The organism is Streptomyces sp. NBC_01244 (genome assembly GCF_035987325.1).
GTDB lineage: Bacteria > Actinomycetota > Actinomycetes > Streptomycetales > Streptomycetaceae > Streptomyces.
In genome coordinates this window covers 6548118-6567739 of the sequence record NZ_CP108488.1, presented here as the reverse complement: position 1 = coordinate 6567739, position 19622 = coordinate 6548118, and the positions used below count along the sequence as shown (strand labels likewise).

The window sequence follows — 19622 nt, the reverse complement described above, 5'->3', positions numbered from 1 at the left end:
GGAAATTCCCTCTCAGCCCAGCAGGACGTCGTCGTCGCCGAGACGCTTCAGTTCGCGGTACAGGATCGCGAGGCCGGTGACGATGGCGGCGGCGGACACGACGGCGTCGATCAGCTTCAGCGTGTCGTGCTCGGTGCGGGCCTTCTTGGCCTGCTTGACGACGCTGAGGGCACCGAAGGCGGTGGTGCCGATGGACAGGTACGTACCGGACTTGGACTTCCTGAAGCCCTTGGCCTTGGACAGCGCACTCGTGTTGGAACTCACAGCGACGGAGCCTCCTCAAGCAGCGGGTGACCCCAGCGCTCGACGAAGGCGGCCTCGACTGCGGCACCCACCTTGTACAGGCGGTCGTCCTTCATCGCCGGGGCGATGATCTGGAGCCCGACCGGGAGACCGTCCTCCGGGGCCAGGCCGCAGGGCAGCGACATGGCGGAGTTGCCGGCCAGGTTGGTCGGGATGGTGCACAGGTCCGCGAGGTACATCGCGAGCGGGTCGTCCGAGCGCTCGCCGATGGGGAAGGCGGTGGTGGGCGTGGTCGGGGAGACGATCACGTCGACCTGCTCGAAGGCCTTCTCGAAGTCCCGCGTGATGAGCGTGCGGACCTTCTGGGCCGAGCCGTAGTACGCGTCGTAGTAGCCGGAGCTGAGCGCGTACGTACCGAGGATGACGCGGCGCTTGACCTCGTCGCCGAAACCGGCTTCGCGGGTCAGGGCGGTGACGTCCTCGGCGGACTTGGTGCCGTCGTCGCCGACGCGCAGGCCGTAGCGCATGGCGTCGAAGCGGGCCAGGTTCGAGGAGCACTCGGACGGCGCGATCAGGTAGTACGCGGCCATCGCGAGGTCGAAGGACGGGCAGTCCAGCTCGACGATCTCGGCGCCGAGCTCGCCCAGGAGGGCGACGGACTCGTTGAACCGCTGGACGACGCCGGCCTGGTAGCCCTCACCGGCGAACTGCTTGACGACACCGACGCGCATGCCGGCGACGGAGCCGTTGCGGGCCGCCTCGACGACCGGCGGGACCGGGGCGTCGATGGAGGTCGAGTCCATCGGGTCGTGCCCGGCGATGACCTCGTGCAGGAGGGCCGCGTCCAGGACCGTACGGGCGCAGGGGCCGCCCTGGTCGAGGGAGGAGGAGAAGGCCACCATGCCGTAGCGGGAGACGCCGCCGTAGGTGGGCTTCACGCCGACGGTGGCGGTGAGGGCCGCGGGCTGGCGGATGGAACCGCCGGTGTCCGTGCCGATGGCCAGCGGCGCCTGGAAGGCGGCCAGCGCGGCCGCGGAGCCGCCGCCGGAGCCGCCGGGGACCCGGGTGAGGTCCCAGGGGTTGCCGGTGGGCCCGTAGGCGCTGTTCTCGGTGGAGGACCCCATGGCGAACTCGTCCATGTTGGTCTTGCCGAGGATGACGACGTCGGCTTCCTTCAGCTTGCGCGTCAGGGTGGCGTCGTACGGCGGGATCCAGCCTTCGAGGATCTTCGAACCGACGGTGGTGGGAATCCCCACGGTGGTGAAGATGTCCTTGAGGGCGAGCGGCACGCCGGCCAGCGGGCCGAGCTTCTCGCCGCGCTCCCGCTTGGCGTCGACGGCGGCCGCCTGGGCCAGCGCGCCCTCGCGGTCGACGTGCAGGAAGGCGTGGACCTTCTCGTCGGTCGCCTCGATACGGGCCAGGTGGGCCTCGGTGACCTCGACGGCCGTGAGCTCGCCGGAGGCGATCTTCTCGGCGGTCTGTGCGGCCGTGAGCCTGATGATGTCGATGGTGCTGTTGATGTCAGCCATGGTGATTAGTCCTCCCCCAGGATCTGCGGCACCTTGAAACGCTGCTGCTCCTGGGCGGGAGCGCCGGAAAGCGCCTGCTCGGGGGTGAGCGACGGACGGACCTCGTCCGCGCGCATGACGTTCGTCAGCGGCAGCGGGTGGGAGGTCGGCGGGACGTCTTGGTCGGCGACCTCGGAAACGCGGGCGACCGCGCCGATGATGTCGTCGAGCTGTCCAGCGAAGTGGTCGAGCTCTTCGCTCTTCAGCTCCAGACGTGCCAGCCGAGCGAGGTGGGCGACCTCCTCGCGCGTGATGCCAGGCATGCAGCGATCCTCTGGGGGTTCGGGTGTGTAGGTTTCGGCCCCAATCCTATGGGGCCCCGCCCCCGCCCGGCGCCCCGGTTTCCCCCCGGGGCGGTACGAAGCCCCCGTGCGGGGTGATTCCGCCGCGCGCCGGGGCCGCCTGCGGCGGCTTGCGCGGAGCCCGCGCGGGGCGAAGTCCCCGCGGCGACCCTTGCCGCTGCGCGGGACGAAGTCCCCTACCCGCCCTTCGCCCGTTCCCTGGGGCTCCGCCCCGGACCCCGCTCCTCAAACGCCGGAGGGGCTGGATTTGGCTCCGGCGTTTGTGGAGCGGGGGTCCGGGGGCTGGCCCCCGGGGAACGGGCGAAGGGTGGGTAGGGGACCTCGCCCCGCAGGGCAGGCCTCAGGCCGGGACGGTCAGCTCGGCGCGGGCCGCGGTCACCGTTTCGGGAAGTGTGGAGTGGACGGTGAGGTCCGGCCTGGACAGGGACAGCTGCGTGACGACGTCCGCGCGCCGCGGGTAGCCGGGGTCGGCGCCGACGACCAGGCGGCGGCCGGGGGTGGCCGCGGCCGCGCCGAGTTCGTAGAGGGTGATCGGCTGGACCGTCAGCGACGCCTCGCACGCGGGGAACCAGAACAGCGTCAGGTCCGCCCGCAGCAGATGCGCGTACTCCCACGCGATCTGGATGTCCGTCTGCGACGTGTCGGACACGTCGAAGTCCGTCCGCCGCGGGTTGAACACGACGAAGTCGGCCAGCTCCCGCGCCGCCTCCGGCTGCCAGCTCGGGCAGTGCGTGATCCCGCCCGCCAGGAAGACGGACGGCGGATCGCCCGGCACGGTGCGGTACCGGACCGGTGCTTCCACGTACCTCACTGGGACTGGGACGCCGCGGCCGCGGCCGCGGTCTGGGCCGCCGCCTCCGCCTCCGCGGCCAGCTCCGCCGTGATGTCCGCCGGCCGCCGCCAGCCGCGTTCCCCGCGGGCGAGCAGCCAGGCCGTCGCCTCCTGCGGAGGCATCGCGGCGGCGACCAGCCAGCCCTGGACGGCGTCGCAGCCCAGGTCGCGCAGCCGCTCCCACGTCTCGTCGTCCTCGACGCCCTCCGCGACGACCAGCAGGCCCAGCGAGTGGGCGAGGTCCACGGTGCAGCGGACGATCTCCGCGTCCTGGGCGTCCACCGCGAGCCGCGCCACGAAGGACCGGTCGATCTTCAGTTCGCTGACCGGCAGCCGCCGCAGGTGGACGAGGGAGGAGTAGCCCGTGCCGAAGTCGTCGAGGGACATCTTCACGCCGTGGCCGGTCAGTCCGGCCATGGTGTCGGCGGCCCGCTGCGGGTCCTCCAGCAGGACGTGTTCCGTTATTTCCAGCTGGAGCCCGCTCGCGGGGACCCCGTGCCGGGCGAGGCGCGCGGCCACGGCTCCCGCGAAGCCGGGGGTGTGGACGTCGCGCGGGGACACGTTGACGGCGACCGGGACCTTGAGGCCCTGGGCCCGCCACCGGGCGACCTGCGCGAGCGCGGTCTCCAGTACGTACTCGGTCAGGTGGGGCATCAGCCCGGAGGTCTCCGCGATCGCGATGAACTCGTCCGGGGGGACCCGCCCGCGCTCCGGGTGCACCCAGCGCACCAGGGCTTCCAGCCCGGCCACCTTGCCGTCGAAGCAGACCTTCGGCTGGTAGTGCAGTTCCACATCGCCCGCGTCCAGCGCCCGGCGCAGGTCGCCCAGCAGGCCGAGGCGGTCGGGGGTGTTGCTGTCGCGCTTGGACTCGTAGACCTCGACTCCGGTCCGGTCCCGCTTCGCCTGGTACATGGCGACGTCGGCGCGGCGCAGCAGGCCCTCCGCGTCCAGCGCGTGGTCGGGGAAGACGGCGAGGCCGGCGCTGGCTTCCAGGACCAGGGTCAGGCCGTCCAGGTCGAGGGGGGAGCTGAGTTCGGCGACGAGGTTGCGTGCGATCCGCTGGGCGCTGGTGGTGGAGTCGGCGACGGGGAGGAGGACGGCGAACTCGTCGCCGCCGAGCCGGGCCGCCTCGGCGTCCGGGGGCAGGGCCTGGCGCAGCCGGTCCGCGATCTGCAGGAGCAGCCGGTCGCCGGCGAGGTGGCCGAGGGTGTCGTTGACCGCGCGGAAGCGGTCCAGGTCGATCAGCACCAGGGCCGCGCGGGTGCCCGACCGTTCGGCCTGGTCGAGGGCGCTCCAGGCGCGCTCCAGCAGCCACTGGCGGTTGGGCAGTCCGGTGAGCGGGTCCCGCAACTGCTCCTCGGCGCGGGCGCGGGCGATCCACAGGGTGGAGTCCAGGGCGATCAGCGGTACGGCGAACAGCGGCAGCAGGACCGGCTTCGATTCGGCGACCACGCAGATCAGCGGGGCGATGCCGAGGAGGGCGACGGCGACCAGGGCCTGGCGCAGCAGCGCCGTACGGGCGACCGTGGGCAGTCCTCCGCCGCTCGGGGCGAGGGCGAGCCACAGCAGGACGCGGGTGACGAGCAGGTAGGCGAGGGCGACCAGGATGACCTCGGGTACCGCGTCGAGCTCCCAGCCGGTGGGCCGCCACGGGGCTTCGACGGAGGGCGACTCGCCGAACGCGGCGAGGACGAGGGCGCCCGCGCCGATGCCGAGGATGTCGGTGGCTCCGTGGAGCAGGCCCTGGCGCCAGCGGTGCCTGCGGGCGGCGCCGACGAGGGAGACCACGGCGAGGGAGACCAGTCCGGCGGGGACCCATCCGTAGAGGATGAGGACGCCGAGGGTGAGGGCCGCGCCGGATCCGGTGCCGCCCCACCAGCGGTCGCGGCCGAGGGCGACGAGGTGGCCGACGATGATGCCGGTGAGCAGGGCGAGCGCCCAGCCGACCGGGCCGCCGGGGAACAGGGCGTGACGGCTGGTCAGCGCGGTGACGACGCCGATGCCGAGCACGACGGCGGCGAGACCCACGATGAGGGAGGGCAGCGCGGCGCCGCGGCCCGCGGGGCCCGTGCCCGCTCCGGTGTCGAGCGGTCGCGCTTGCGGTGTCCTGGAACCCAGGACACCGAGCCGGCCCGTCCGCATGGACGGGAAATCCCCGCCGAAATCTGGTGACGGGTCGGCGCTTTCGGTGGGTTTCATGCCCGTCCCTCTCACAGCCGGCGATGCCGATGCCACGCGATGGCCCCGATGTCATGCCATCACGGCTGGAATCGCGTCAAGCAGCCGTGCACGACAGGCGCACCCCTCAACAGTAGGACGCGGGAGGCGCCCAGGGGCAGCGGTCGGCGGCGGTTGCCCGAATACGACCCAGCCATCCTCATCAGTACGGTATCCGCCGAACGGGTGAGTTCGGACCAGGACCCTCCGGCCGCCCGTCCGATGATCCGACAGGTCACGGGCCCGCCACCAGCCTTGTACCGGCCTCGCGGGGGCCCGGTACCGGCCGCGCCCCCGCGGGTGCCACCGCCGTCCGCGCCCGGCGCGCGCCCGCTCGTACGGCCGCACGCCACGCATCCGTTCGCCTTCGCTACTCGGCTGCGGCGTCGCCGTCCACCGGGAGCGCGGCCTCGCGCGCCGCGTCCGGGCCCTCTTCGAGCAGGACGGCGAAGCCGGCGTCGTCGAGGATCGACAGCTTCAGCTGCACGGCCTTGTCGTATTTCGAGCCGGGGTTGTCACCGACCACGACGAAGGAGGTCTTCTTCGAGACGGACCCGGTCACCTTGGCGCCGCGGCTCTGCAGGGCCTCCTTCGCGCCGTCCCGCGTGTGGCTCTGCAAAGTTCCCGTGACGACGACGGTCAGCCCCTCCAGCGGGCGCGGCCCCTCGTCCTCGCCGGAACCTTCCTCCTCCATCCGGACGCCGGCCGCCCGCCACTTGCGCAGGATCTCCTCGTGCCACGGCTCGGCGAACCACTCCTTGAGGGAGGTGGCGATGATGGCGCCGACGCCCTCGGCCGAGGTCAGTTCCTCCTCGGTGGCGCTGCGGATCGCGTCGATCGACCGGAACTGGCGGGCGAGGGCCTCCGCCGCGACCGGGCCGACGTGACGGATCGACAGCCCGTTGATGATGCGGGCGAGCGGGCGGTCCTTGGCCGCGGCGATGTTCTCCAGCATCGCCAGGGCGTTCTTCTTCGGCTCGCCCTTCTGGTTGGCGAAGACCGTGACGATCTTCTCCTCGCCCGTCTTCGGGTCCCGCTTGGGCAGCCCGCTGTCCGGGTCGAGGACGTACGCCTTGATCGGCAGCAGCTGCTCGATGGTCAGGTCGAAGAGGTCGCCCTCGTCGAGGAGCGGCGGGACGGCCGGCTCCAGCGGGCCGGTCAGCGCCGCCGCCGCGACCATGCCGAAGTTCTCGATGTCCAGGCTGTCGCGTCCGGCCAGGTAGCCGACGCGCTCGCGCAACTGGGCCGGGCAGGACTGCGCGTTGGGGCACCGGACGTCGATGTCCCCTTCTTTCATGGGCCGCAGCGGCGTCCCGCACTCGGGGCACTCGGCGGGCATGACGAACTCCCGCTCGCTGCCGTCGCGCAGGTCGACCACCGGCCCGAGGATCTCGGGGATGACGTCGCCGGCCTTGCGCAGGACGACGGTGTCCCCGATGAGCACGCCCTTGGCCTTGACGACCTCCTGGTTGTGCAGGGTCGCGAACTCCACCTCGGAGCCCGCCACCGTCACCGGCTCCACCTGGGCGTACGGGGTCACGCGCCCGGTGCGGCCCACGCCGACCTTGATGTCGATCAGCTTGGTGTTGACCTCTTCGGGGGCGTACTTCCAGGCGATGGCCCAGCGCGGGGCGCGCGCGGTGGAGCCGAGCCGGCCCTGGAGGGCGATCTCGTCGAGCTTGACGACGACGCCGTCGATCTCGTGCTCCACGGAGTGCCGGTTCTCGCCGAAGTTCGCGATGAACTCCCGGACCTCGGCGAGCGTGGAGACCACCTTGTTGTGCTGGGCGGTGGGCATGCCCCACTCGTGCAGCAGCTCGTACGCCTGCGACTGGCGCTCGATCTCGAAGCCCTCGCGGGCGCCGATGCCGTGCACGACCATGTGCAGCGGGCGGCTCGCGGTGACCTTCGGGTCCTTCTGGCGCAGCGAACCGGCCGCCGCGTTGCGCGGGTTGGCGAAGGGCTTGCCCTCGGCCTCGACGAGCCGTGCGTTGAGCTCCTCGAACTTCTCCATCGGGAAGTAGACCTCGCCGCGGATCTCGACCAGGGCGGGGATCCGGTCGCCCTTCAGCCGGTCGGGGATGTCGGCGATGGTGCGGACGTTGGGCGTGATGTCCTCGCCCGTGCGGCCGTCGCCGCGGGTGGCGGCGCGGGTCAGGCGGCCGTTCTCGTAGGTGAGGTTGACGGCGAGGCCGTCCACCTTCAGCTCGCACAGGTAGTGGTAGTCGGAGGTGTTGGCGTCCCGGGCCACGCGCTCGGCCCAGGCCGCCAGTTCCTCGTCGTCGAAGGCGTTGTCGAGGGAGAGCATCCGCTCGCGGTGCTCCACGGAGGCGAAGTCCGTCTCGTACGCCCCGGCCACCTTCTGGGTGGGCGAATCGGGCGTGCGCAGCTCCGGGTACTGCTCCTCCAGGGCTTCCAGCGAGCGCAGCAGCTGGTCGAACTCGGCGTCGCTGACGACCGGCTGGTCGTTCACGTAGTACCGGAAGCGGTGCTCCTCGACCTGCTCGGCGATCAGCGCGTGCTGCTCGCGCAGTTCCGCCGGTACGGCCGATTCGCTGCCCTGCTTCTGTTCGGCTGCCATGCCGTGTCCTCCCGTGACCCGTCTCGATCCATCACTCAGGGTTGTCGGCGAGCGACCTCGCCGCCCTGACGCAGTGCGCCTGAACCGCCCGTGCGTAGGCGGGCGAAGCGCCCGCCAGACCGCACGTCGGGGTGACCACGACGGACTCCGCCAGAGTCCCCGGGGTCAGCCCCAGCCTGCGCCAAAGCTTCCTGACACCCATGACGCTACCGCCCGGGTCCGACAACGGGCCGTCGGTCCCGGGCACCACTCCGGCGAAGAGTTTCGTACCGGCTTCGACTGCTTCCCCGATCGCGTCATCCTCGCGCTCGGTGAGCAAGGAGAAATCGAACGACACGCCCGAGACCCCGGCGCGCCGCAGCAGTCCGAAGGGCACCTCGGGTGCGCAGGAGTGGACGATGACCTCGCCGTCGTGGACGGCGAACAGCTCGCGCAGGGTCCCCTCGACGACCTGCCGGTCGACGGCGCGGTAGGTGCGGTAGCCGCTGGCGGAGCGCACCCGGCCGAGCAGGACGGCGGTGAGCGAGGGCTCGTCGTACTGGAGGACGATCTCGGCGCCGGGGATCCGCTTGCGTACGTCGGCAAGGTGCTCGCGCAGGCCCTCCGCGAGCGACCCGGCCAGGTCCCGGCAGGCGCCCGGGTCCTGGAGGACGGCCTCGCCGCCGTGCAGCTCCAGGGCGGAGGCCAGCGTCCACGGCCCGACGGCCTGGACCTTGAGCCGGCCCTGGTAGCCCTGGGTGAACTCCTCCAGGGCGTCGAGGTCTTCGCCCAGCCAGGAGCGGGCCCGCTTGCTGTCGCGGCCGGGGCGGTCGCTGATCCGCCAGCCGCTGGGCTCGACGTGCGCGTACATGTCCACGAGCAGCCCGAGGGACCGGCCGATCATGTCCGAGCCGGGGCCGCGGGCGGGCAGCTCGGCGAGGTACGGGAACTCCTCGAAGGAGCCGGTGACGGTCTTGGCGGCCTCGCGGGCGTCGCCGCCGGGCAGCGAGCCGACTCCGGTGGCTCCGCCGGTGCGGCTCGTGCTCATCGGCCGGGCCTGACGGTGAGGTCGCTGACCACGGCGTCGCGGGGCAGGTCGACGGCCATCACGATGGTGGTCGCGACGGACTCGGCGTCGATCCAGTCGGCGGCGTCGTAGGTCTCGCCCTCCTGGGAGCGGACCTTCATCTGCATGGGGGTGGCGGTGCGGCCGGGGTAGACGGAGGTGACGCGGATGCCGTTCTCCTTCTCCTCGGCCCGGAGCGAGTCGGCGAGGGCCTTCAGCCCGTGCTTGGAGGCGGCGTAGGCGCTCCAGTCGGCGTGGGCGGCGAGACCGGCGCCGGAGTTCACGAAGACGATGGTGGCGTGCGAGGCGCGCAGGGTCGGCAGCAGGAGCCGGGTGGCCTCGGCGGGGGCGATGAGGTTGACGTTGAGCTGCTGGTGCCAGGTCTTGGGGCGCAGCTCCCCCACCGGGCCGAGGTCCACGATGCCGGCGATGTGCAGGAGGGAGTCGATCCGCTCCGGGATGGCCTGCTTGGAGAAGGCCCACGACAGCCGGTCGGGGTCGGCGAGGTCCCCGACGAGCGCGCTCGATCCCGGGTAGCGGTCAGTGAGCTGCCGGGCGCGGGCGGCGTCGCGGGCGAGCAGGACGAGGTCGTCGCCGCGGGCGTGCAGGCGGTCCGCGACGGCTTTGCCGATGCCGGAGCCGGCGCCGGTGATCAGGTGAGTGGCCATGCCTCCCATGCTCGCAGGTACCCCACCCCGCCCACGCCGCGCCCGCATGCGCATCCGTATCCGGCCCCGGCCCGGCCCCGGGGTCGCGTCAGAGGCCGGCGGTCTCGCGGAGGGTTGCCGCCGTCTTCGAGGCGTCGTAGTCCGCGGGGACGCCGTCGACCAGGATGACGTCCCCCGCGATGTGATCCGCGCGGAGCGGGATCAGCGCCTGGTAGGCCTCCGACGCGTACCACCCCCGTGCGCGCTCGAGGTCGGGGAAGCCGATCATCACGACCGTGCCGGGCCAGCTGCCCTCCATGACCTCGACCTGCCGGCCGTGGACGAGGAAGCGGCCCTCGAAGGGGTCCATGGTGGCCTGGATCTCCTCGATGTAGCGGAGGATGTCCTCGTTCATGGTCTCGGGGCGTATGTGGGCGATGGCGTAGGCGGTCATCTCGGGCCTCTTCTTCCCTGCGGGATCGGCTTGTTGGTCCGATCCTGCCCGCCGGTGGCCCCGGAGGCGATTACCTCCGGGGTCATCGGTGGGCGGGTGGGCGGGGCGTCAGCCCGCCAGGTAGGCGCGCAGGACCGTCACCTGCGACGTGTTGCCCGAGCGGTCCGTGACGGTGCCGCGCAGGGAGACCGTGCCGCCCTTCGCGGGGGTGCGGACGTCCACCCTGCCGTGGCGGACGTGGAGCGGGCGCCAGGTGCGGCCCTCGTCGTAGGAGACCTCCGCCCGGAGGGAGGCCCGGGCGGTGGCCGCCGGGCCCTGGACGGTCACCGGGAAGTTCGCCGTGCGGCCCGCCGGCAGGGTGCCGTCCAGGGCCGGGCGGGCGTCGAAGCGGACCACCGAGACCGGGAGCGGGACCGGTCCGGCCGTCTCCTGCGAGCGGAACCGCCAGGTGGCCGTGGTCTCGGAGGAGGTGGCCGAGAGATCCGGGCTCAGCCGGGCCGTCGTGGTGAGCTCGTACGCGGCCTCGCCCGGCGGGACCGGGAAGGGGTCGCTCGACTCAAGCGGGCTGTCGCTGCGGCCCACCTCGACGCCGTCACGGCGCAGGACGGTGCTGCCGGTGGCCTCGTGGAACCCGCCCTGGTGGTTCGCGCCGTCCGCCAGCAGGGGGACGGAGCCGCCGATCGAGCCGCCGTCGCGGAACACCCCGTGCTCGGCGTCCAACCGGGGCCCGAACACAGCCGCGTTGAAGCGCTCGTGGTAGGTGCGGCCGCCCGTGAGGGTGCGCCCGCTCTCCGCCTCGTACGCCGTCTCCTCCCGCGGGAAGCCGTTCTCGTCGTGTCCGGAGCTCTGCGTGTAGAGGAGGTCCCAGGTCACCTTGTCCAGGGTGGACACGTAGAGCGTGGCCGTGGTCGGCAGGGGCCGCCGCAGGGACATCGAGCTGCCGGAACGGCTGTCCGGGAGGCTGCCGATCGCGACGGGCGAGCCCTCCTTGCCCGGGGCGGAGGCGCCCTGGCCGATCACGAGGGCCGCCAGGTCGCGGGATTTCAGGTGCCGGGTGTAGCCGGTGGCGAGGCTCCGTACGGGGCCGCCCAGCACCGCGTGGTACTCCGTCGAGGGGCCGTCCTGCCAATGCACGTCCCACTGCTGGCTGAGCGCTCCGGCGGCGGGCGGCGGGCCCGACTGGCGGGTGCGGAAGCCGGTGAGCGAGTCGAGCCAGAAGCCGAAGCCGTAGCGTGCGCCGCCCTCGTTCAGGGTGTACGAGGGCATCACGAACTGGGCCTGCGCCGACTTCGAGGGGACCGTGATCTCCACCGGCCGGGTGGTGCGCGCGTCGAGGGTGACCGTGGTGTCGGCGGTGATGTCGAGCTGCGGCCGGACGATCCAGTCGGCGCCCTTGGTGAGGTCGAGCGGGTCGACGACGAGGGCGGCGTCGAGCAGGTAGCCGCCCTTGGGGACGCGCAGGGTGACGGTGCCGGAGGGGTCGTGGGCCTCGAAGCGGCGGGCCGCCGCGCCGCCCCTGACGCCCTGGACGGTGGTGGCGTGGTCCGCGGCCGGTTTCCCGTCGCGTCCGAGGTGGCGGAGCGTCAGATCGTAGGACTCGGGCTCGCGTTCGGCGACGGCGGCCGTACGCACCCGCTGGCCGCCGCCGGTAGCCGTCGCGGTGGTGTACGCGCTGTAGGTGCCGTCCGCCGTTCCGCCGAGGCGGGTGTCCACCGTCAGCGCGGTCTCGGCGGTGCCGCCCGCCGGGACGGTGAGCCGGCGGTCGCCGAGGGTGAAGAAGCCCTCGGGCGCGGGCGCGCCGCCGGGGGCGCTGCCCGTGACGGTGAGGTCGAGGGTGACGGGCGCGGCGCCGAGGTTGCGGTAGGTGATCTTCCGGGTCTGCGGGACGTCGTCCGCGTGCGGCCAGCGCTGCATGTCGAAGGTCAGCGCCGCCTCCTGGGCGATCACGCTCTGGCCGAGCGCGCCGTCGACGGCGATCCGGCCGGTGCCCTGCTGGTACGGGGTGTACGCGGCCCCCTGGGCGGAGCCGGTCAGCGCGCCCTTGAGCTCGGCGCCCTTCCAGTCCGGGTGCCGCTGCTTGAGCAGGGCGGCGGCCCCGGCGACGTGCGGGGTGGCCATGGAGGTGCCGGAGATGGTCAGGTAGCCGGCCGGGTCCTGTCCGCTCTCGCGGTCGATGACGCTGCCGGGGGCGGCGGCCGCGGTGATGTCGACGCCGGGCGCCGTGACGTCCGGCTTGACCGCGCCGTCGCCGAGGCGCGGGCCGGTGCTGGAGAAGGGGGCGAGCACGTCGGCGTCGTCGACGGCGCCGACGGTGAGCGCCGCGCTCGCGCTGCCCGGGGACTGGACGGTGCCGGGGCCGCGGCGGCCGCTGTTGCCTGCGGCGACGGCGAAGAGCACGCCCTTCTCGGCGCTGAGCCGGTCCACGGCCGCTTCGACGGGGTCGAGCTGTGGGGTGTCGGGCGCGCCGAGGCTGAGGTTGACGATGTCGGCGCCCTGGGCGACGGCCCATTCCATGCCGGCGAGGATGCCGGAGTCGCTGCCGGAGCCGCGGTCGTCCAGGACCTTGCCGTTGAGCAGTTTCGCGCCGGGCGCGACGCCCTTGAAGGCGCCGGCCGAGCGGGCGCCCGTACCGGCGGCGATGGAGGCGACGTGCGTGCCGTGGCCGAAGCGGTCCGCGGCGTCCTCGGAGCGGGAGAAGTTCTGCGCGGCGACGACCTGGCCGGCCAGGTCGGCGTGGGTGGCGTCGATGCCGGTGTCGAGCACGGCGATCTTGACGCCGGAGCCGTCGTATCCGGCGGCCCAGGCCCGGTCGGCGCCGATCTGCCGGGTGCTCCTGTCCAGGGTGGCGGTGCGCTCGGCGTCGAGCCAGACCGTGGCGATGCCGGGGGCCGCGGCGCGGCCTCCGGCGTCCTGCCGGGGGTCGGTGAGCGCTTCCCAGAGGGCGGCGGCGGCTCCGGGGTCGGCGCTGACGGCCTCGGCGTCGAGGGTGGGGTAGGTCCGGGTGACCTGCGGGCCGCCGGCGGCCCGCAGGGCGGACCGGGCGGCGGGGGCGGGGCCCTCGTAGCCGACGATCAGCTGGAGCCGGCCGGAGGGACGCGCCAGGTACTCGGGGCGGCTCAGTTCGGTGATGTCGAACAGGCGCGGGTCGAGCTTTCCGGCGCGGATCAGCGGCCTGGCGTCGTACGGCACGACGCTGGTGTGGCCGTTCTCGGTGTGCACCGAGAACGGTATGTGCGCGCGGCCCTCGGCGCGCTCGAGGGAGACGGGCCTGCCGTCGGCGGCGAGGACGACGCGGTCGCCGGTGACGAGGGTGATGCGGGTGGTCGGGGCCCGTCCGGCGGCGGATGCCGCACCGTCCCCGGTGCTCGCGGACCCCGGGCCCCCTGGGGCGGTCGCGGAGGGTGTGCCCGATGAGCCGGTCTCGGGCGCCGCGGCGGCCGGGGTGGTCAGCCCCGCCGCGAGCACGAGTGCGGCGGCCGCCGCGAGCGAGGCCGCCGCCGTCCTGGTGTGGTGGTTGCGCACGTGGTTCCCCCTGAGAAGAAGAGTGCAGGGCCACGCAGTATGCCGATGTCCTGACGGTGCATCAATGGTGCGCAGGAGCATAGGAGTTGGGCTGGAAGGTGCGCCGGTAGGCAATCGGGGAGATACCGAGTGCGGAACGCATGTGCTGGCGCAGCGAGTTCGCCGAGCCGAAGCCGGAGCGGTGGGCCACCAGGTCGACGGGGAGGTCGCTGGTCTCCAGCAACTGGCGTGCCATTTCCAGGCGCTGGCCGGTGAGCCACTGCACCGGGGTCATGCCGACCTCGTCGCGGAAGCGTCGGGTGAAGGTGCGCAGGCTCATCCGGGCGTGGGCGGCCAGTTCGGCCAGGGCGATCGGTTCGGCGAGGCGTTCCAGGGCCCAGGCCCGGGTGGCGGTGGTGGTGGCGACGGTGGGTTCGGGGACGGGCCGGACGATGTACTGGGCCTGCCCGCCGTCGCGCCACGGCGGTACGACGCACAGCCGCGCGGCGCGGTTGGCGACGGCCGTGCCGTGGTCCTGGCGGATCATGTAGAGGCAGAGGTCCACGCCGGCGGCGACCCCGGCGGAGGTCAGGATGTCCCCGTCGTCGACGAAGAGCACGTCCTCGTCGAGCTTGACGCGCGGGAAGGCCCGCTGGAAGGCGGGCGCCTTGATCCAGTGCGTGGTGGCGGGCCTGCCGTCGAGCAGGCCGGCTGCGGCGAGCACGTAGGTGCCGGTGCAGATCGACACCAGCCGGGTGCCGGGGCGGATCGCGGCGAGGGCGTCGGCGAGCGGCCGGGGCAGGGGTACGCCCTGCTCCAGCGCCATCATGACGTTGGTCGGCGGGATGATCACCGTGTCGGCGGCCGCGAGGGCCTCGGGTCCCGCCGAGACCCCGACCGTGAAGCCCGCGTCGCTGCTCACGGGCTGCCCGTCGACGGTGCAGACGGTCACCTCGTAGAGCGGCTTCCCGGAGTCGTCGACGGCGTTGCCGAACACCCGGGACGGCATCCCGAGCTCGAACGGGGGGACGCCTTCGAGGGCGAGTACGGCGATCCGGTGCATGGCCAGATCCTGTCACAGGGTGGCCGTCCGGCCAATACCACGGCCTCGCTCCGCCGCCGAAGCTAAGGCGAAACCACCGGACACACCTGAGGAGAAACACATGCGCGCCATCGTCGTCAGCCAGTGGGGCGGACCCGAGGTACTGACCGAGACCGAGCTGGACCGCCCGGAGCCGGGCATGGGCGAGATCCTGGTACGGGTCCACGCGGCCGGCGTGAACCCGGTCGACTGGAAGACCCGGGCCAGCGGCGCCCTGATCCCCTGGGGGCCGGTCCCGGCCGTCGGCTGGGACGTGTCCGGCACGGTCGAGGCCGTCGGCCCCGGCGTGACGATGTTCCAGCCCGGCGACGAGGTCTTCGGCATGCCCCGATTCCCGGTCCAGGCGGGCGGCTACGCCGAGTACGTCACAGCCACGGCCCGGCACTTCACCCGCAAGCCGGCCGCCATCAACCACGTCCAGGCGGCGGCGCTCCCGCTGGCCGCGCTCACCGCCTGGCAGGCGCTGACCGACACCGCCGGCGTGCGGCCGGGGCAGCGGGTCCTGGTGCACGCGGCGGCGGGCGGCGTGGGGCACTTCGCCGTCCAGATCGCCAAGGCGCTCGGGGCGTACGTGATCGGCACCGCCAGCGCCGCCAAGCACGAGGTGCTCCGCTCGCTCGGGGCCGACGAACTGATCGACTACCGGACCACAGCCTTCGAAGACGTCGTCGCGGACGTGGACGTCGTGATCGACGCCATCGGCGGCGACTACGGGACGCGCTCGCTGAAGGTGCTGCGCCCGGGCGGGCACCTGATCACCCTGAACGGCCCGGACGACGTACCGGCCGACGCCGAGGGCTTCCACACCGGCTGGACCCTCGTCGAGCCGGACTACGCGGGCCTGAAGGCGATCGCCGCCTTGGTCGCAGAAGGCAGGCTCCGCCCGGTGATCGACACGGTCCTGCCCCTGGCGGAGGCCGCGAAGGCCCACGAGATCGGCGAGCAGGGCCGGACCACCGGCAAGATCGTCCTGACGGTGGTCCAGGACGCCTAGACGTCCTGGACGTCTAGACCGAGGCGGCCGGGGCGGCCGCGGTCGCCCGGGTGGTCGCGGAGATCGTGGCGGAGCCGACCACGCGGGTGCCGTCGTAGAGGACGATCGCCTGGCCGGGGGCCACGCCGCGGACGGGCTCGGTGAAGCGGACGCGCAGTTCGCCCTCCACCAGCTCGGCGAAGACCTCGGTCTCGCCGCCGTGGGCGCGCAGCTGTGCGGTGTAGGTGCCCGGGGCGGCGGCGGTGGATCCGCACCAGCGGGGGCGGATCGCGGTGAGGGCGGTGACGTCGAGGGCTTCGACGGGGCCGACCGTGACGGTGTTGTTCACCGGGGAGATGTCGAGGACGTAGCGCGGCTTGCCGTCGGGGGCCGGGTGGCCGATCCGCAGGCCCTTGCGCTGGCCGATGGTGAACCCGAAGGCGCCCTCGTGGGTGCCGACCTTCTCGCCGGTGGCCTCGTCGACGATGTCGCCCTCGGCCTTGCCGAGACGGTTCGCCAGGAAGCCCTGGGTGTCGCCGTCGGCGATGAAGCAGATGTCGTGGCTGTCGGGCTTCTTCGCGACGGCCAGCCCCCGCTCCTCGGCCTCGGCGCGGATCTCTTCCTTGGTGGTGAGGGTGTCGCCGAGCGGGAAGAGCGCGTGGGCGAGCTGCTTCTCGTCGAGGACGCCGAGGACGTAGGACTGGTCCTTGGCCATGTCGGAGGCGCGGTGCAGCTCGCGCGTGCCGTCCTCGTTGAGGACGACGGTGGCGTAGTGGCCCGTACAGACGGCGTCGAAGCCGAGGGCGAGGGCCTTGTCGAGCAGCGCGGCGAACTTGATCTTCTCGTTGCAGCGCAGGCAGGGGTTCGGGGTGCGCCCGGCCTCGTACTCGGAGATGAAGTCCTCGACGACGTCCTCGCGGAAGCGCTCGGCGAGGTCCCAGACGTAGAAGGGGATGCCGATGACGTCGGCGGCGCGGCGGGCGTCGCGGGAGTCCTCGATCGTGCAGCAGCCGCGGGCCCCGGTCCGGAAGGACTGCGGGTTCGCGGAGAGGGCGAGGTGGACGCCGGTCACGTCGTGCCCGGCTTCGACGGCGCGGGCGGCGGCGACGGCGGAGTCCACACCGCCGGACATGGCGGCCAGGACGCGGAGGGGGCGGGGGACGCTCGGCAGGTTCTCAGTCATAGCACCGTCCAGGGTACGGGGGAACCGGGCGGGGTCACAGCGCGTTCTCGGTGGCAGGGGGTGGATCACCATGGGGACCAAGAGCGACAAGGGCGGTACGAGGGCCGGGGCGGGCGCGGGAGCCAGGGCCGGCGCGGGGGGCAAACGGCCCGGGCGGACCCGCAGGGCGGTGCTGTTCGGCGGGCTCGGGGTGCTGACGGCCGCGGCGGTCGCCGGGCGCGATGAGATCGGGCGGGCCTGGTGGCTGGTGCCCGGGGTGTCCAAGCCGCGGAAGGAGGGCGAGCTGGACCACGCGGGGGCTTCCTGGACGGCGGCCTCTCCGGCGAACTGGCGGCTGGCGGACCGGCCCGCGGACTACCGGGTGGACCGGATCGTGGTGCATGTCACCCAGGGCGGCTTCAAGTCCTCGGTGGACGCCTTCAAGAATCCGTTCCACCGGGCGTCGGCGCACTACATCGTCGGCCAGGACGGCCACATCGAGCAGATGGTGCGCGAGCTCGACGTCGCCTTCCACTCGGGCAGCCGCTCCATGAACGAGCGCAGCATCGGCATCGAGCACGTCGGGTTCGTGGACCGGCCGAAGGACTTCACGGACGCGATGTACGGGGCTTCGGCGCGGCTCGCCGCCGACGTCTGCAAGCGGTACGGGATACCCGCCGACCGCAAGCACTTCCTCGGCCACTCCGAGGTGCCGGGCGCCGATCACACGGACCCCGGCCGCCACTGGGACTGGGACCGCTACCTCCGCATGGTCAACGAGGCCGGCGCCGCGGGCGCCAAGACCGCCTAGTGCTGTGGCCGGAAAGGTTTGCCCGGTGAACCTTTCCGGTCACAGCACTAGCTCAGCCCCGCCGTGCGGGCGCGGGCCACGGCCGGGCCGATGGCGGCGGCGACCGCGTCCACGTCGGCCTGCGTGGAGGTGTGGCCGAGGGAGAAGCGCAGGGTCCCCCGGGCGAGGCGCGGGTCCGTTCCGGTGGCCAGCAGCACGTGGCTGGGCTGGGCCACGCCGGCCGTGCAGGCGGAGCCGGTGGAGCACTCGATGCCCTGGGCGTCGAGCAGGAGCAGCAGGGAGTCCCCCTCGCAGCCGGGGAAGCTGAAGTGGGCGTTGGCGGGGAGCCGGCCGTCCGGGTCTCCGCCGAGGACGGCGTCGGGGACCTCGCGGAGCACGGCGGCGACGAGCCGGTCGCGCAGGGCGCCGATCTCGGTGGCGAAGCGTTCGCGCCGCTCGGCGGCGAGGACGGCGGCCACCGCGAAGGCGGCGATGGCCGGGACGTCGAGGGTGCCGGAGCGGACGTGCCGCTCCTGGCCCCCGCCGTGCAGGACGGGTACCGGGCTCTGGTCGCGGCCGAGCAGCAGCGCGCCGATCCCGTACGGTCCGCCGACCTTGTGGCCGCTCACGGTCATGGCGGCGAGCCCGCTGTCGCCGAAGCGGACGTCGAGCTGGCCGACGGCCTGGACGGCGTCGGAATGCAGCGGGATGCCGGACTCGCGGGCGACGGCGGCCAGTTCGGCGATCGGCATGACGGTGCCGATCTCGTTGTTGGCCCACATGACGGTGGCGAGGGCGATGTCGTCGGGGTTCCGCTCGACCGCCTCGCGGAAGGCCTCCGGGTGCACGCGCCCGTAGCGGTCGACCGGCAGGTACTCGACCTGCGCGCCCTCGTGCTCGGCGAGCCAGTGCACGGCGTCGAGGACGGCGTGGTGCTCCACGGGGCTGGCGAGGACACGGGTCCGGGCGGGATCGGCGTCGCGGCGGGCCCAGTAGAGCCCCTTGACGGCGAGGTTGTCGGCCTCCGTGCCACCGGCGGTGAAGACCACCTCGCTCGGACGGGCCCCGAGCGCGTCGGCGAGGGCCTCACGGGCCTCCTCGACGGTGCGGCGGGCGCGGCGGCCGGCGGCGTGCAGGGAGGACGCGTTGCCCGTGACGGCGAACTGCGCGGTCATCGCCGCAGCGGCCTCCGGCAGCATCGGGGTGGTGGCGGCGTGGTCGAGGTAGGCCATGATCCCCCGATTCTACGAGTCCCCCACACCCCCGATCCCCCGCCGGGGCCCGGGAACCGCCCGCCGGGGCCGGCGGGCGCTCCGCCCGGTGCCTCAGGAGGGCTTCGGCGCCACGCGCGGAGCGCTCGCCAGCTGGCGGGACTGGGCCACCAGCCGGTCCGCCGAGTCCCAGACCTCCGCGTCCTCTTCGAGGAAGCCGCCCGCCAGGTTCCGCGTGGTGATCGACACCCGGAGCGGACCGGGCGCGGGGCGGTGGCGGATGTGGGTGGTGAGTTCGACCGTGGGGGTCCAGCCGAGCAGGCCGAGGTCGAAGGAGGTCGGCGGGAGCGCGTCCACCGCGAGGAGCAGGGAGAAGGGGTCCGCGTCGCGGCCGTCCGCGAGCTCGAACCAGGCGCGCATCTCGCCCTTGCCCGAGGGGTGGCCGATGGCCCAGCCCGCGGTCGCCGGGTCCAGGCGCAGCCGGAGCCGGTCCACGATCGCCGAGCTGCCGGGGATCGGGGCCGGGCCGGCCTCGGGGCCGAGGCAGTCCTCGTAGGCGGGGATGACGGGCGGGAGGGCCGTGGTGTGGACGGAGTCCGGGAGCGCGGCGAGGTCCCCGTAGGAGGCCAGGACGCGGATCCGCTCGATCTCGGCGCCGCTCTCGTCGAACTGGAACAGGGAGGCCTGCCCGGTGGAGAGCGTGCGGCCGACCCGTACGACCTCGGTGCGGATCACGGCGGGGCCGGGGACCGACGAGGTCAGGTAGTGCGCGGAGACCGTGAAGGGGTCCGGGTGCGGCAGGGTCGCCGACAGGGCGCGGCCGACGAGGGCCAGGAGGTAGCCGCCGTTGACGGCGGTGATGATCGTCCACCCGGCGGAGAGGTCCGCGTCGTACACCCCGGGCTCGCCCGCACGGGCGGTGATGGTGGTGTCGCGGTCGAACTCGCTGTCGCCGATGGACGCCTTGGCAGCTGCGTGTGACATGGAACGACCGT

The 19622-nt window shown here is 73.2% G+C and carries 16 protein-coding genes; 2 read left to right on the top strand and 14 right to left on the bottom strand.

Annotated elements, in window-relative coordinates:
* Positions 1–12: 12 nt before the first annotated feature.
* The 11 genes from OG247_RS29680 to OG247_RS29630 all read right to left on the bottom strand — a co-directional run bounded on the left by OG247_RS29680 (position 13) and on the right by OG247_RS29630 (position 14452).
* Positions 13–264 (bottom strand): hypothetical protein, encoded by a 252-nt coding sequence (locus OG247_RS29680; RefSeq protein WP_266904189.1) that lies wholly within the window; start codon positions 262–264, stop codon positions 13–15.
* Complete coding sequence (gene gatA, locus OG247_RS29675; protein ID WP_327255076.1) at positions 261–1772, bottom strand: Asp-tRNA(Asn)/Glu-tRNA(Gln) amidotransferase subunit GatA; 1512 nt, start codon at positions 1770–1772, stop codon at positions 261–263. The genes OG247_RS29680 and gatA overlap by 4 nt, the downstream gene beginning before the upstream one ends.
* Positions 1773–1777: 5 nt before the next feature.
* Positions 1778–2074, bottom strand: coding sequence for an Asp-tRNA(Asn)/Glu-tRNA(Gln) amidotransferase subunit GatC (gene gatC, locus OG247_RS29670; protein ID WP_007266718.1), 297 nt, complete (start codon positions 2072–2074; stop codon positions 1778–1780).
* Between the two features lie 379 nt (positions 2075–2453).
* Positions 2454–2915, bottom strand: a complete 462-nt coding sequence (locus OG247_RS29665; RefSeq protein ID WP_327255075.1) for a nucleoside 2-deoxyribosyltransferase domain-containing protein — start codon at positions 2913–2915, stop codon at positions 2454–2456.
* 5 nt (positions 2916–2920) lie between these two features.
* Positions 2921–5143 carry a putative bifunctional diguanylate cyclase/phosphodiesterase gene (locus tag OG247_RS29660; RefSeq protein ID WP_327255074.1) on the bottom strand — a complete coding sequence of 741 codons (2223 nt, stop codon included), beginning with the start codon at positions 5141–5143 and terminating at the stop codon, positions 2921–2923.
* A gap of 388 nt (positions 5144–5531) precedes the next feature.
* Positions 5532–7742 (bottom strand): NAD-dependent DNA ligase LigA, encoded by a 2211-nt coding sequence (ligA, locus tag OG247_RS29655; RefSeq protein ID WP_327255073.1) that lies wholly within the window; start codon positions 7740–7742, stop codon positions 5532–5534.
* 31 nt (positions 7743–7773) lie between these two features.
* The gene (locus tag OG247_RS29650; RefSeq protein ID WP_327255072.1) at positions 7774–8769 is read right to left on the bottom strand and encodes a methionine synthase; all 996 of its coding nucleotides are present in this window, start codon (positions 8767–8769) and stop codon (positions 7774–7776) included.
* The gene (locus OG247_RS29645) at positions 8766–9455 is read right to left on the bottom strand and encodes an SDR family oxidoreductase (protein WP_327255071.1); all 690 of its coding nucleotides are present in this window, start codon (positions 9453–9455) and stop codon (positions 8766–8768) included. Before OG247_RS29645 ends, OG247_RS29650 begins: the two co-directional genes overlap by 4 nt.
* A gap of 88 nt (positions 9456–9543) precedes the next feature.
* Positions 9544–9888 (bottom strand): DUF1330 domain-containing protein, encoded by a 345-nt coding sequence (locus OG247_RS29640; protein WP_327255070.1) that lies wholly within the window; start codon positions 9886–9888, stop codon positions 9544–9546.
* Between the two features lie 108 nt (positions 9889–9996).
* Positions 9997–13410 carry a S8 family peptidase gene (locus tag OG247_RS29635; RefSeq protein WP_327255069.1) on the bottom strand — a complete coding sequence of 1138 codons (3414 nt, stop codon included), beginning with the start codon at positions 13408–13410 and terminating at the stop codon, positions 9997–9999.
* 61 nt (positions 13411–13471) lie between these two features.
* Entirely contained in the window at positions 13472–14452 is a 981-nt protein-coding gene (locus OG247_RS29630; RefSeq protein WP_327255068.1) for a GlxA family transcriptional regulator, read from the bottom strand.
* A 100-nt stretch (positions 14453–14552) separates the two neighbouring features.
* Here OG247_RS29630 and OG247_RS29625 point away from each other — a divergent pair, with 100 nt between their 5' ends.
* The gene (locus OG247_RS29625) at positions 14553–15485 is read left to right on the top strand and encodes an NADP-dependent oxidoreductase (protein ID WP_327255067.1); all 933 of its coding nucleotides are present in this window, start codon (positions 14553–14555) and stop codon (positions 15483–15485) included.
* Between the two features lie 13 nt (positions 15486–15498).
* Here OG247_RS29625 and mnmA read toward each other — a convergent pair whose 3' ends face one another.
* Positions 15499–16647 carry a tRNA 2-thiouridine(34) synthase MnmA gene (gene mnmA, locus OG247_RS29620; protein ID WP_327255066.1) on the bottom strand — a complete coding sequence of 383 codons (1149 nt, stop codon included), beginning with the start codon at positions 16645–16647 and terminating at the stop codon, positions 15499–15501.
* Between the two features lie 70 nt (positions 16648–16717).
* Between mnmA and OG247_RS29615 the strand changes: the two genes are divergently transcribed.
* Positions 16718–17437: an N-acetylmuramoyl-L-alanine amidase gene (locus OG247_RS29615; RefSeq protein ID WP_327255065.1), complete on the top strand. Its 720-nt coding sequence runs from the start codon at positions 16718–16720 to the stop codon at positions 17435–17437.
* Positions 17438–17484: 47 nt separating this feature from the next.
* Here OG247_RS29615 and OG247_RS29610 read toward each other — a convergent pair whose 3' ends face one another.
* Positions 17485–18648, bottom strand: a complete 1164-nt coding sequence (locus OG247_RS29610; RefSeq protein WP_327255064.1) for a cysteine desulfurase family protein — start codon at positions 18646–18648, stop codon at positions 17485–17487.
* A gap of 93 nt (positions 18649–18741) precedes the next feature.
* A complete protein-coding gene (locus OG247_RS29605; RefSeq protein ID WP_327255063.1) occupies positions 18742–19611 on the bottom strand; it encodes a thioesterase family protein in 870 nt (289 codons plus the stop codon).
* Between the last annotated feature and the right edge of the window lie 11 nt (positions 19612–19622).

Bases quoted from the DNA above. Each gene is read 5' to 3' on its own strand.
- OG247_RS29615 (WP_327255065.1), top strand. From the start codon at position 16,718: ATGGGGACCAAGAGCGACAAGGGCGGTACGAGGGCCGGGGCGGGCGCG.
- mnmA (WP_327255066.1), bottom strand. From the start codon at position 16,647: ATGACTGAGAACCTGCCGAGCGTCCCCCGCCCCCTCCGCGTCCTGGCC.
- gatC (WP_007266718.1), bottom strand. From the start codon at position 2,074: ATGCCTGGCATCACGCGCGAGGAGGTCGCCCACCTCGCTCGGCTGGCA.
- OG247_RS29650 (WP_327255072.1), bottom strand. From the start codon at position 8,769: ATGAGCACGAGCCGCACCGGCGGAGCCACCGGAGTCGGCTCGCTGCCC.
- OG247_RS29625 (WP_327255067.1), top strand. From the start codon at position 14,553: ATGCGCGCCATCGTCGTCAGCCAGTGGGGCGGACCCGAGGTACTGACC.
- OG247_RS29645 (WP_327255071.1), bottom strand. From the start codon at position 9,455: ATGGCCACTCACCTGATCACCGGCGCCGGCTCCGGCATCGGCAAAGCC.
- OG247_RS29660 (WP_327255074.1), bottom strand. From the start codon at position 5,143: ATGAAACCCACCGAAAGCGCCGACCCGTCACCAGATTTCGGCGGGGAT.
- OG247_RS29605 (WP_327255063.1), bottom strand. From the start codon at position 19,611: ATGTCACACGCAGCTGCCAAGGCGTCCATCGGCGACAGCGAGTTCGAC.
- OG247_RS29640 (WP_327255070.1), bottom strand. From the start codon at position 9,888: ATGACCGCCTACGCCATCGCCCACATACGCCCCGAGACCATGAACGAG.
- OG247_RS29610 (WP_327255064.1), bottom strand. From the start codon at position 18,648: ATGGCCTACCTCGACCACGCCGCCACCACCCCGATGCTGCCGGAGGCC.
- ligA (WP_327255073.1), bottom strand. From the start codon at position 7,742: ATGGCAGCCGAACAGAAGCAGGGCAGCGAATCGGCCGTACCGGCGGAA.
- gatA (WP_327255076.1), bottom strand. From the start codon at position 1,772: ATGGCTGACATCAACAGCACCATCGACATCATCAGGCTCACGGCCGCA.
- OG247_RS29630 (WP_327255068.1), bottom strand. From the start codon at position 14,452: ATGCACCGGATCGCCGTACTCGCCCTCGAAGGCGTCCCCCCGTTCGAG.